Genomic DNA, 12,682 nt, shown 5'->3' with positions numbered 1-12,682 from the left:
CGGCACCTGAATGGCGCCGCAATATCAATGTTTACGTCATATCATTAAGGACAAATGAATGGACGCTTTCATAATTTCAAGCTGGCAATTTTCTGAGGGTGTGGCACATGAACACACCACCAGCCCAACCTCATTCGAGCAATCAACTTGGTATCACTGCCAAAGAGATGCTGACGGTTTGAGAGAATGGCTCCACAGTAATACGGTTCCAAATGCCATCATCGATTCATTACTCACCGATGACACCCGTCCTCGGTTCGAACAGTTTGGCCACGACTGTTTTTTGATGATTCTGCGAGGTATTAATCTAAACGAAGGTGCTAACCCTGACGACATGCTTAGCCTACGCATCTTATGGTACAAAGGCACTTTAATATCGACACGCAAAGTTCCTTCAAAAGCGGTCAGTAATCTGATATCCGATCTCAAACAAAACCAAGGCCCGACATCATTACCTGATGTATTACTGGGCATGATACGTGGAATCAACCACAGTATTTCAACCTTCCTAGTACCCGTCGAACTCTTGATTGACGAGTTAGAATCTACATCCAATATCGACATAAGATCCATTAACGCTCTGCATTCAAGGCTACTTAGACTAAGGCGTTATTTGAAGCCACAGAAATACGTTTTTGAGGATTTAATGAGTGACCTGCCTGCACCATTGAGTAAGCACAACAGTCATATAAAGAACAGCCTTGATACCATCCTGAGAATTAATGAGTCTGTTGAGTTTTACATCGAACAAATTAATGTATTTTTAGCGAGCCTAAGTCAGCAACAAGCTGAAAAAATGAACAGAAATACGTACCTATTTTCTATCATTGCGGGTATTTTCCTCCCTGCTGGGTTTTTCACCGGTTTGCTGGGTGTCAATATTGCAGGAATACCCGGAACAGATAACCCAATAGCATTCCCACTATTTTGCGTTGGGCTGCTCGTGGTCATAGCGGCAGAGGTCATTATTTTGAAAAAATTGAGGTTTATTTAATGGTTGAGTTTTTGCAATCCAATATGTGGCTTAAACAAGTGGGTTTAGGTTTACTTCTTATCACTGTGTATTGGGTGATAAAACGCTTGGGGAAAAACTGGATAGAAACATTAGCGGAAAATAAACGCGTTGAATTGAAGCGAAAGCAGTTCGTGATTAAGTGTTTCAATATCGTTCTGTTTCTACTCTTCATCGCTGTGTTTACGATTGTTCTTAACTTGGGTTTTGGTGATATTTCGCTGTTCTTATCATCCATATTTGCGGTGCTGGGTGTCGCTTTATTCGCGCAATGGTCGATTCTAAGTAACCTCACAGCCAGCGTACTAATATTTTTCGTATTCCCTTATCGCATTGGCGACAGAGTAAGAGTCGCGGAGAAAGACGAAGACATCAGCGGTGTGATCATCGATATCACCATGTTCCACGTTATTCTTCGACACAGTTCGGGCAACATCATCACCTACCCTAATAACCTGATCCTACAAAAAGGCGTGATAAAGGTATTAGTTGATCCTGAGTTAAAGAGTGAAACTGTCGATTCAAAACTCATCAAAGCTGAAGACTCAGGAAAGTAATGCGCCCTATTCAACGTCCCAATAAATAAGTTCAGCAGAGGGCAAAATATCTTGCCCTCTTTCAATTAACATCAGCTCTTCTGTTAACACCCACACACCTTTCAAAACTGTCGTTTTTATTCAATACCAGCCTCAAGCCGTCGCCTACAATTGCTGTTATTGAAACGTGGCTCAGCTAATCAATTACCTCATCGTCAATTGACGTACCTGAGAACAAGATGACGACCACGCACTCTACCGAATCAAGACAGCAGGAATTCAAGCGATGTTAGACATCAAAAAAATCTCAACACTTAGCGACTTAAGCGAACTTAAAACGGCTTACTTTGCTGAGTCAACAGCGCCACTCGATGGCATGTGGCACTTTGGTTTTGTACCAATGTCTGACCATTTTGGTTTTTACGAAAACGGTAATCTTGTCGGTTATTGCGTATTTAATGGCGAAGGCTACTTACTTCAGTTCTACCTAGCACCAACAGCCAGTACTCATATTGAAGACTTGTTCCCCTTAATCGTAGAGAACAACAGCTCTGTGATTGGTAAGGTGAAAGGCGCATTCGTGAGCACCGCTGAACCACAATATTTATCACTGTGTGTCGACAACACAGAGTCATTTAAAGTGAATGCGATGATGTACCGCCAAAACTATCAAGCCAGATCTGATTGTGATTCAGACCGCGTTGAAGAGATAGAGATGAGCCTCGCGACAGAAGAACAACTGGAGCAGTTCGTTGAGTTTGCTTCATCAGCGATTGGCGCACCAAAAGAGTGGCTCACCCGTTACTACGGTAATTTGATTGCCCGTCAAGAGCTATGGGGCTACTGGGAAAGTGACGACATTCTCGCTACTGGAGAGTGCCGTAAGTTCGATGAGCATCAAACACAGTTTGCCGACCTAGGTATGATTGTCGCACAAGAAGAACGCGGTAAAGGCTTAGCGACGCGTGTTATTCACTTTCTAAAGCAACACGCTAATAGCCAAGGGTTAGAAGCTATGTGCTCTACGGAAAGCAGTAATATTGGCGCACAAAAGGCCATCACACGCGCTGGGTTATCATCAAAGCATCGTATCTTGCAGTTTGATTTTAGCGAATTAAAGGAAACTGATTAGCCTTGATTCGGATTAACAAACATCAAGACTAAGTTCTAACAATTGATACTGATAAAAACTGTCACCTCCAACGATATCCACATATAGTTGGAGGTGACAATCATCTGAAATAGAAGGTTTAATGATCAATTGGTTACAGTCTCCAAAGTCCCCTGTAGTTGCTCAGTTCATTGATTGCTACTGGCTGATTGAAAAGACGCCCGACGCTCAAACTCATCAATTTCCGATACTCAATCCCGATCCATCGGCACACCTGATCTTATCGCCAAGCGAGCAGGTATATCACTACACGATTGAGCAACAGGTCGATCAAGGCGTTGGCAGCCATCTGCTGTTACCACACCATAAAGCCATCGAATTGGATCACTCGAAGCCCTTTGTTCACTTGGGCATTAAATTCCATGTCGGTGCCTTGTATTCACTGGTTATCCCAGATTGCCCTCACCCTAGCTTGGACAGGGTGAGTCCAGTCAATCTCGCAGGTTTGCTAAACAAGCCAAACGCTGATGCAACGTCACTGATCAAGCTCGCTCAAACCGATGTTGAGGCCTGCTGTCAGCAGTTAGATGATTTGCTGCTTCCTTGGTTATCGACAGCTAAAACGGATAGGCACAGCGAACTGACACGTAAGGTGTTGGCTGTGCTTGGTTCGACACCGATTGCAGAGCTTGGCGACAAGCTGTTTTGCTCGCAAAGAACATTGGAAAGAAGCTTCAACAAGGTAACTGGGCTGACATTAAAACAGTGCCAATCGATGAACAAACTCGAAGCGATGTTGGAATACTTGTATAAGCGAAATTTGGATGACATCGACTGGATGGACGTCGCCTTTCAATTTGGGTTTAGCGACCAACCGCACCTGATTCGTTACCTAAAGAAAACCATCGGTCTAACACCCAATACTTACGCTAAACAAGGCGGTTTAACTATTGATGTTTATGGTGGAGTGAGATCGGACTAACCCACCTTTTGTCCATCAAGCACTCTTTGTCTATAACGCGCATTCTTTCTATAACGAACGCTCTATCTATAACAAACGTCCTGTTTATAACGTACACCTCTGTCTTTTGTGTCCCATTAGTAGCAAGTTTTATTGAGTTTAGATTTACGACTAAATATACTGGGGATATCATCAGACGGAGGACAAAAATGAATAATAAAAACAAACATATAGTTTTAATTCATGGTCTATATATGCCTGCGTTGATCATGCAATATCTGGATAGAAACTTCAAAAAACGCGGCTTTACTACGCACAAGTTTGCCTACAACTCGCTGCGTTTCCCTTCGGCTGCTAAACGTCTCAATCGTTTCATTAATGCCCGTTTCGATGAGTACGATGAGGTCTACTTCTTTGGTCACTCACTCGGTGGCTTGCTGATTCGCCACTACTTTAAGTTCTACCAACCCGACTTTGCAGACACCTGTATTATTACAGCAGGCACACCGCACAATGGGGCAACCATAGCCAAAACACTGTCGAATCATGGGCTTGGATTTATATTTGGTTCGAGCAAAATGATCTTAAGCGATGGCTTGGGTGACTACGATATTGATGTGCCGATTGGCGTGATTACAGGCACTTACGACGCCGGAGTTGGACGTATTGTACTAGGAAAAAATCCGGGGGATGGCACGGTAACACTCGAAGACGCAAACCTGAGAGGGGCAACGGATACTTACGCTCTCAAACTCAACCACACGGCGCTTGTCTACTCCAAGGAAGTCGTGGCACTGTCGGCTCAGTTCATCGAACACAGAGCTTTTAAGGACGCTTCATAGCTTTTGCGTTAGCTATTTTCTTACTGCTGGTAGACCGATACAAAGATAATAAAAATACCACTCTGCGATGAGAGTGGTATTCAAAAATTCAATGCTGGAAGTGAGTGCTTGTTATACTTTCTATACTTGTTACAGACGATTCACTCGCGTTGGTAAAAATACCTCACCCAACATGCATCGCACCGAACCACCACCAATGTCTTCAATCGTTTTCACGTTAAACGGTAGTAACTTTCCGTGTGTCGAAAGCTGAGCTAACTGAGCTGGAGAAAATGCATCGTAAGCCGATTGAGACATCGCGATTACCTTATCGCCATTCACGGTTTCCAATTGCAGAATGTTGCCGCAGAATCGGTTCATCTGATCGATCGAGATCGAGATAACTTGCTTGTCTTTGGCAAGAGATTTCACCACAAAGCGGCGTTCAAACTCAGGAATCACTTCATCACAGATCACGCAGAAGTTATCACCAATCGCCATCATCACATTGGTGTGGTAAATCGGCTGACCAGACGGTAACGCCGTTTGGAACGAAACCACGCGAGAATAACCAATACGCTTCGCATAATCTTCTAATACTTCACGGTCGCAACGTTGAGAAAGCGCCGCATAAATCGTCTTATTGATGTGATCGATAACCATCACACCGGTGCTCTCTAGATAAGAACCTTGAGCAACGTACGACTCCATAGACTCACTGTGGTTAACAATGCGACCAGACGCTTCCAGTACTTCAATAAGAGCAGTAGGCTTAACTTCATGCTGACGGTTTTCACAGGCCATAGGGAAAGTGAATAAACTTCCATCACTACAAGTACTGAACCAGTTGTTTGGGAACACTGCGTCAGGGGTTTCGACACCCAATTCTGGGTAATCAAACTCTACAACTTGCACACCTTCTTTACGCAACGAAGCCACCATAGCCTTAAATTCGGCCATCGTTTCTAGCTTCACCTCAGCTTCGGTCAGATTGACTCTGTGCTGAAACTCGTTATCACGTGCTGTCTCTTCGTTAAATCGAAACTCTTTGGGCGGAACCATAACAACGCAATTGGCGTTTTGAACATTAGTAATATGAAGTGATTTTTTGTGTAGGTTTAACATTTCAACCGTCCCTATCTTTTATTTACCTCAGAATTGTAAACAACTTGTTACGACAAGATTCACTGAAAATAATAATGATTTGAATATTTATCCCAAACAATCACTGCAGATCTTAGATTAATCGGTAATTTTTACTGCGAGATAACAGCACATCAGAAAGAACCAACTGTATGCATATTCGTTAAGTCGCTTTATGGATAAATATTCCGATTTCATTTTCTCGCTCACCACGAGTTTTGGTTACAATTCAATCCATTTAACGTTAGGATTATCATCGTTGCATAACCATCAATTACGTTTGAAATAAGCTTAACTTTTCCTGTCTAATTCAATCTAAAATAAGCGTCATGAAAGACACTCTTTGGATCTTTCCTTCGTCGCTTAAACAAAGTAATGAACTTTAAAACTAAGCATTTAACGTTAAAACCAAGTGATTAAAGCCAAGTAACTAAAGCTAAGCGCTTAAACCAAGTACTTAGATAAGAGCTAGAACAACACCCATCGAATGACTCAATGCTTATAAGAACCCATGGGCGCTTATATAATTTCAAACTAAGACGGTAAAATTTCAAATCAAGACTATAAAAACAAAGCTGCACCAACGATGCAGTCGCTTATAGATGCACTAGTTTATAAAGGGAAATCTATGTACAAGAAATTTGAAGGCTTTACTGAAGCCTTTCCAAAGGGAGAGCCGATACAACCTCCTACTGGAATACTGGCATTCTGCCGCCATTACACTCGAGGTTTCGAAAAGCCGTTGATCTTGCTCGGGTTGATGAGCATGACCATCGCGATCATCGAAGTCGCGCTGTTCGGCTACATGGGACAACTGGTTGACTGGCTATCAACAAGCAATCCCGAAACCTTCCTTGCTGATAATAAATCAACACTGATGGGGCTAGGCGTTCTACTGTTGGTCGTGATGCCAATCTTGATCAGCGTCTACTCGCTATTGCTTCACCAAACTTTGCTGGGCAACTACCCAATGTCGATTCGTTGGTTAGCGCACCGCTACCTTTTGAAGCAAAGCTTGTCGTTCTATCAAGATGACTTTGCCGGACGTGTCGCTACCAAGGTGATGCAAACCTCGCTCGCAGTACGTGAAACCGTGACAAAAATGGTCGATGTATTCGTCTATGTGACGGTCTACTTTACGGCAATGTTATTCATACTCGCAGAATCAGATTGGCGCTTGATGGCTCCGATGCTGGTTTGGTTGTTCATTTACGTCAGCATTCAGCTGCACTTCGTACCGAAACTCAAAGATGTGTCTTCTGAGCAAGCCGATGCTCGCTCGTTGATGACGGGTCGTATTGTGGATAGCTACACCAACATCGCAACGGTCAAACTGTTCTCACACAGCAAAAGAGAAACAGAATACGCCGAAGAAGGCATGGAAGGCTTCTTAGATACCGTCCATCGCCAAATGCGCTTAGTGACCGGCTTCAACATCTGCGTTGAGTTCGCTAACTACTTGTTGGTGTTCAGTATTGCCGGCATCTCTATCTACTTATGGCTAGACAACGCGATCACCGTGGGTGCAATTGCAATAGCGGTCAGCTTGGCTTTGCGTATTAACGGTATGTCGAAATGGATCATGTGGGAAATTGGTGGCTTGTTTGAAAACCTAGGCACTGTGATTGATGGCATCAAAACGCTGTCTAAACCCATCGCTATTGAAGACAAAAAAGACGCTAAGCCTTTGGATGTACCACAAGGTGGCATCAACTTCGATAACGTGAGCTTTAACTACGGCGAGAATAAGGGTGTAATTAACAACCTAAACCTCAACATCAAACCGGGTGAAAAAGTCGGCTTGGTTGGCCGTTCAGGTGCAGGTAAATCAACCTTAGTTAACTTGCTACTGCGTTTCCACGATGTAGAAAGCGGCCGCATCCTGATTGATGACCAAGTGATCTCAGATGTCACGCAAGACTCACTGCGCAGCAACATCGGCATGGTGACTCAAGACACCTCACTGCTTCATCGTTCAATCAAAGAGAACATCCTTTACGGTCGACCTGACGCGACAGATGAAGAAGTGTATGCCGCAACCCAACAAGCGCACGCGCACGAGTTCATTGAAACGCTCACCGACCCGTTTGGTAACATTGGTTACGATGCTCAAGTTGGTGAGAGAGGCGTTAAGCTTTCGGGTGGTCAGCGTCAACGTGTTGCTATCTCACGCGTACTTCTGAAGAATGCACCGCTGTTGGTTCTGGATGAAGCAACATCAGCACTTGATTCAGAAGTAGAAGCCGCAATTCAAGAGAGCTTGATTGAGCTCATGGAAGGCAAGACTGTAATTGCAATTGCACACCGTTTATCGACGATTGCAGCAATGGATCGCTTAATCGTACTCGACCAAGGCAATATCGTTGAAGAAGGCACTCACCAAGAGCTGATTACACAAAATGGCATCTATGCTCAATTGTGGAATCACCAGACCGGAGGCTTCATTGCCGATAATCTTGACCAAGCGTCGAGTGCTTAATTTATGTGCTACTTTAAAAGTGCGGCGTAATTCACACCAATTTGTTAATTAATGGTAAATTACACGTGGCAGAATGTTATGTCGTAATTATATAATGACATTAACACCAAAGACGCCTCGCTTGCGCGTTCTGGAATAAGGCTAGACTTCGGGGGGAGGCTAGCCTTTTTTATGCCTGTTATTCTTCGCCCCTTTCTCATCTATTTTCGTCTGCCCCATAAACTTCATCGATCCTTTTGTTTTTTTCTTGGCGTTTTTTTCTTAAAATGCGCGCAGTATTCTTTCTAGAGATCAACCATGAACAAAAGTGTCTTAACTAACGTAATCGCGTTAGCAATGCTTACTGGCGGCTATGCGACAGCAAACCAATACTTGCTTTATGCAGGCCTATTCGCCTTTTCTGGTGCCATCACCAACTGGCTTGCGATTCACATGTTGTTCGAAAAAGTACCCGGCCTATACGGTTCTGGCGTTATTCCGGCTCGTTTTGAAGAGTTCAAGGCAGCCATCAAGCAATTGATGATGGAACAATTCTTTACCGAAGGTAATATCGACCGCTTCCTAAGCAGCGAGATGAGCGGTAAGTCGCTCAACCTAGAACCCGTGATTAAGAAGATCGACTTTAACCCTGCATTCGATTCACTGGTGCATGTTATCGAGAACTCACAATTTGGTGGCATGTTAGCGATGGTTGGCGGAACTGAAGCACTACAGCCAATGAAAGCGCCATTCGTGGAAAAGATGCAAGAGTCTGTGATTGAAATCAGCAAGAGTGATTCTGTAAAAAATGCCATCAAGGATGAACTTGAATCGCCTGCAATGATGGATGAAATCAAAGAGAATATTGAAGCGATCATCGATCAGCGCTTGAATGAACTAACACCTAAACTGGTTAAAGAGATGGTTCAAGCCATGATCAAGAAGCACCTTGGTTGGCTAGTGGTTTGGGGCGGTGTGTTTGGCGGTGTGATTGGCTTAATCTCTGCGGCAATTACGCTGTAAGCGGTTTATCTGTTCTCACTCTAACTGCTCTAACTTAATCTGATTGACCTTTTCTCGGGCACTCAATAAAAAATGGAAGCTCACGAGCTTCCATTTTTTATATCTAAATCACCTTGGTAAGGCGAAAGCAGGCCACTATTTTAGGGTGGCCAACAACTCAGGGTTAACACCAAAGCCTTTCTTGTGCTCTTCAATCACCACTTCGCTGCGAGTCTGAATCACGCCCGGCAGTGTACCCAGCTTGGTTGACATAAACGCTTGGTATGCTTTCATGTCTTTCACTCGAACCTTGATCATGGTGTCAAAATCACCCGACAGCGAATAACACTCTTCCACCTCAGGCATCATTTCAACCGCTTGGGCGAATTTATCGAAAATCGAAAAGCTGGTCTGGTCGAGACGAATATGGATAAAGACCTGGACATCGAGTCCCAGCTTTTCTGAACAGAGCTCGGCATGATAGCCTGTTATGTAGCCTTCTTTCTCCAATCGCTTCAATCTATCAGAACAAGGGGACGTCGTTAGGTTGACCTGCTTTGCCAACTCAACAACAGGCAAACGCCCTTTCATATGCAGAATTCTTAGTATCTCTTTATCGATACGATCGAGTTGATGCTGAGACATAACATTCCTTAAACATTCTAAATTCCGTTCAGTATATTCCATACCACGAACAATCGAAGAAAACCTCGCTCACACATTTAAAAAACTAAATATGCCTTTAGTATTCACATCAAATATAAATCAATATGGAACGATAAGACCCCTTATAAATCAATCTTTGACTATTAACAAATTATTATAGAAATGACCCAGATAACAAATAAGTTGAGCCAGAAACGAAAGAAAGCATATAGGCCAAAGTGAATAATGGGATTATCAAAGAGAAAGGATAACTCTATTATGAAGACACAAGAACTCGCCTACAAACCATACGGTATTGGCTCATGGACACACGTAACGGTATCAAAAGATGTTGCTGAAGCACTCGCAAGTGAATACTCGAACTATGGATGGGAAGTGAAGATTGATGGCAACGCCATTGACACAAAACTTGCACTCAAAGCCGCATAGAAAGGAAAAAACCTCCATAAAGGAGGTTTTTTTTATCTAGGTTGGTAAGCACTTACTATAAGTTAAGCCATTCCAACTTGGGGAACTGTACTTCCTGTTTCACAACGACAATTACACGTTCGACAGAAGTGCTGAGTTTCCATATCGTAATACAGGTTTCCACTAAATAGCTTTGACGTCCATTGCATCATACGGCCAGAGGTTGTCTCGGGCTCAGATTCACAACGTTTCATTATAGACTTATGTAGTGTTGTTTTTTTACATCCTTTGCAATAGAGATCAGGCATACCTTTGTCCTATAGGTCTTTAGTGGTTACTGACAATTGACACATCATGTCGAATTTGGTTGCACTATTCACCGAGCTAATCACAAAAGTGAGCGCCAAGTTCAAAAAATAGCCATTTTTCTCTTTCGTTTTTTGACATCAAACGCCATCAAGATCCTTCTTCTTCCATTTATCCTCCCTCGTTCATGCGGTTTCGATTTACATTGTAAAACCCTATAGCGACAGTACTTCCCCCGTCTTAGTCATCAAATTGATCGATAAAAAAACGGCACTTCCTCTGCGAAAGTACCGCTTAAGCAAACCATGTTTGGTTAAATTTAGCTCACAATTTAAAAGCCAAATTTACCATTGTCATTTTTCCACTCTGAACGAGCAGGAATGGTTTCAATGGTATCCCAGTGCTCTACGATTTTTCCGTTATCAACACGGAATAGATCATAAAAAGCAACGTGATTATTCATGAACTGGCCTTCACTGATCGACAACACAAAGTTACCTTGGCCTAAAATCTTATGGTTGGCGGTATAAACCATTGGCATACCCGCTTCTGCTAGCGCACCCAAAGCTTCACCCAAACCACTTAGACCATCGGCTACTCCTGGGTTGTGCTGTAAGTAAGCACTGTCTTCATTATCGATATAGTTATTAATCTTCGCCATATCACCGCCGATCAGGATGTCTTTAACGAAACCACTGACCAACTGCTTATTTTTTTCCGTTTGATCGAGATCTACGACTTTAGTCGCGCCATCTAATTGAGTTCGTCCACTTGCGTTTGGCTTGGCAATTTCTTGCAGGTTGTCCCAATGCTCAACTATCTGCCCATCTTCAAAGCGGAACACATCAAAGCCGGCTTTCGGGCCAAAGAAGTTATATTCGGTATGAGCGACAACATAGTCGCCATCTTGAAATGAGCGCGTCACTTGCGCTTTCGCAGATCCTTCAGGCAGCATTTGTAGCACTTCACCAAAGCCCGCTAAGCCATCGCCAACTGCTAGGTTATGTTGAATGTACTTTTCAGGGCTAATGTAGCTCACCGCTTTTGCGTCGCCCGTTTCAATGCTCGAAATAACCGCTACCGCTTTTTCTTGAATTGACAGCTCTTGTGCAGTCGCAGTGGTTGCGAAAGTAGAAGCGCTAAATACGCTTGCCGCTAGTAATGTAGATTTAGTTATTGTTTTCATTTTTAAAGTCCTCTCGTTGGCTTGGAAACTATATTAATCAACGAGAGAGGCTCACGGCAGAGTGGATTTAGGCAGAAAAATGGTAGATATCGAACCTTAGATGATTCGTGTCGACCCATTCACTATTCAGAGAGGGAAGGCTTGGAATACTTCTTTTGAAACTCGCTAGGCGTCATTTGAGTATGATTTTTAAAGTACTTAACGAAATTACTGGCGTCTTCAAAACCAAAATCTGACGCCATTTTTTGAGACGTAATATTGGTTACCACCAGCTGACGCTTCATTTCTAAAACGGTAAAAGAATCGATGATTTGCTTGGCAGTTAACCCCGTTGCGACTTTGCACACTTGGTTCAACGTCTTGTAGGTGGTGTTAATTTGATTGGCGTACCAGTTTGCATCTCGCACGCGCAGGTAGTTGTTTTGAAGAAGCTCAAAATAGCGGGCAAACTTAATGTTCTGCTGCAAGCTCAAGGCATCCTGCTTCACTTCTGGTCGCAAGCGATGAAGAATCAGCGCCAATGCCGAGAACAGATACATCGCGATCAAGGGATCAGATTCGGGTTGATTCAGTTCCATCGTAATTTGCTGTAACAGGCTCTGCGTTCGATCTTGGTGGGATTCGCCAAGTGACAACAGTACCGAATGTGCCTTGTTCAAATGAGTAGGCGTGTAGTTCGGCAACTTCATGTTAGCGTGAACGCTGTCTAAGAACGCTTGAGTAAACAAAACCGCAGTGCCTTGTGGCTTATTACTAAAATCAAAGGCGTGCACCTGCTCTCTTTGAATGAACAACACGCTCCCTTGGCTAAAAGGGTAGTCCTCAAAGTCGACCATGTGTGTGCCCGAGCCTTGCTCGATAAACAGAATCAGGAAAAAGCTGACACGATGTGGCAGTTGAGGGTCGTGATTAATATTGCTTTCTAAATAGAGCCGAGACAAGGGCACCAACTCCAGCTCAGCTTGCGCCGTTTTTTCATGGTTAAAGCCAATATTCGGGATTACTTGAGGCACTACTACCTTCCTATTCATTTACTCAACAGCTCTTAGCAAGAGTAATGTATCCCAGAGGG

Annotated in this window: 12 protein-coding genes; 8 read left to right on the top strand and 4 right to left on the bottom strand. The window is 43.4% G+C overall.

From position 1 onward, the window contains the following. Nucleotides 1-58: 58 nt before the first annotated feature. The 5 genes from AACR09_RS12490 (at nt 59) to AACR09_RS12470 (ending at nt 4,462) form a co-directional block, all read left to right on the top strand. The gene (locus AACR09_RS12490; protein ID WP_108209038.1) at nt 59-994 is read left to right on the top strand and encodes a CorA family divalent cation transporter; all 936 of its coding nucleotides are present in this window, start codon (nt 59-61) and stop codon (nt 992-994) included. Next, nucleotides 994-1,569 (top strand): mechanosensitive ion channel family protein, encoded by a 576-nt coding sequence (locus AACR09_RS12485; RefSeq protein WP_004732514.1) that lies wholly within the window; start codon nt 994-996, stop codon nt 1,567-1,569. The genes AACR09_RS12490 and AACR09_RS12485 overlap by 1 nt, the downstream gene beginning before the upstream one ends. Before the next feature lie 265 nt (nt 1,570-1,834). Continuing rightward, complete coding sequence (locus tag AACR09_RS12480) at nt 1,835-2,680, top strand: GNAT family N-acetyltransferase (RefSeq protein WP_193835074.1); 846 nt, start codon at nt 1,835-1,837, stop codon at nt 2,678-2,680. A 121-nt stretch (nt 2,681-2,801) separates the two neighbouring features. Further along, a complete protein-coding gene (locus AACR09_RS12475) occupies nt 2,802-3,641 on the top strand; it encodes a helix-turn-helix domain-containing protein (RefSeq protein WP_108150581.1) in 840 nt (279 codons plus the stop codon). 188 nt (nt 3,642-3,829) lie between these two features. Further along, nucleotides 3,830-4,462 carry an esterase/lipase family protein gene (locus tag AACR09_RS12470; RefSeq protein ID WP_004732520.1) on the top strand — a complete coding sequence of 211 codons (633 nt, stop codon included), beginning with the start codon at nt 3,830-3,832 and terminating at the stop codon, nt 4,460-4,462. Between the two features lie 129 nt (nt 4,463-4,591). Here the strand turns inward: AACR09_RS12470 and AACR09_RS12465 are convergent, their stop codons facing one another. Beyond that, complete coding sequence (locus tag AACR09_RS12465) at nt 4,592-5,566, bottom strand: arginine deiminase-related protein (protein ID WP_004732521.1); 975 nt, start codon at nt 5,564-5,566, stop codon at nt 4,592-4,594. A gap of 646 nt (nt 5,567-6,212) precedes the next feature. On the opposite strand from AACR09_RS12465, the gene AACR09_RS12460 reads away from it, so the two are divergent. Then, nucleotides 6,213-8,063, top strand: coding sequence for an ABC transporter ATP-binding protein (locus AACR09_RS12460; RefSeq protein ID WP_017078427.1), 1,851 nt, complete (start codon nt 6,213-6,215; stop codon nt 8,061-8,063). Between the two features lie 297 nt (nt 8,064-8,360). Further along, on the top strand, nt 8,361-9,065 hold the full coding sequence (locus AACR09_RS12455) for a DUF445 domain-containing protein (protein WP_102547641.1): 705 nt from the start codon (nt 8,361-8,363) through the stop codon (nt 9,063-9,065). A 135-nt stretch (nt 9,066-9,200) separates the two neighbouring features. Here AACR09_RS12455 and AACR09_RS12450 read toward each other — a convergent pair whose 3' ends face one another. Next, nucleotides 9,201-9,689 carry an Lrp/AsnC family transcriptional regulator gene (locus tag AACR09_RS12450; RefSeq protein WP_017089360.1) on the bottom strand — a complete coding sequence of 163 codons (489 nt, stop codon included), beginning with the start codon at nt 9,687-9,689 and terminating at the stop codon, nt 9,201-9,203. A gap of 279 nt (nt 9,690-9,968) precedes the next feature. Here AACR09_RS12450 and AACR09_RS12445 point away from each other — a divergent pair, with 279 nt between their 5' ends. Further along, nucleotides 9,969-10,139, top strand: coding sequence for a hypothetical protein (locus AACR09_RS12445; protein WP_017078425.1), 171 nt, complete (start codon nt 9,969-9,971; stop codon nt 10,137-10,139). A gap of 616 nt (nt 10,140-10,755) precedes the next feature. Here the strand turns inward: AACR09_RS12445 and AACR09_RS12435 are convergent. Both AACR09_RS12435 and AACR09_RS12430 read right to left on the bottom strand, forming a co-directional pair. Further along, nucleotides 10,756-11,610, bottom strand: a complete 855-nt coding sequence (locus AACR09_RS12435) for a nuclear transport factor 2 family protein (RefSeq protein WP_193835073.1) — start codon at nt 11,608-11,610, stop codon at nt 10,756-10,758. A gap of 122 nt (nt 11,611-11,732) precedes the next feature. Next, nucleotides 11,733-12,623, bottom strand: a complete 891-nt coding sequence (locus AACR09_RS12430; protein WP_193835072.1) for a helix-turn-helix domain-containing protein — start codon at nt 12,621-12,623, stop codon at nt 11,733-11,735. Nucleotides 12,624-12,682: the final 59 nt, after the last annotated feature.

Origin of the sequence: Vibrio sp. OPT20 (assembly GCF_963889365.1) — a bacterium.
Classification (GTDB): Bacteria; Pseudomonadota; Gammaproteobacteria; order Enterobacterales; family Vibrionaceae; genus Vibrio; species Vibrio splendidus.
The sequence above is the reverse complement of the archived record's forward strand: the minus strand, read 5'-3'. Positions and strand labels throughout refer to the sequence as shown.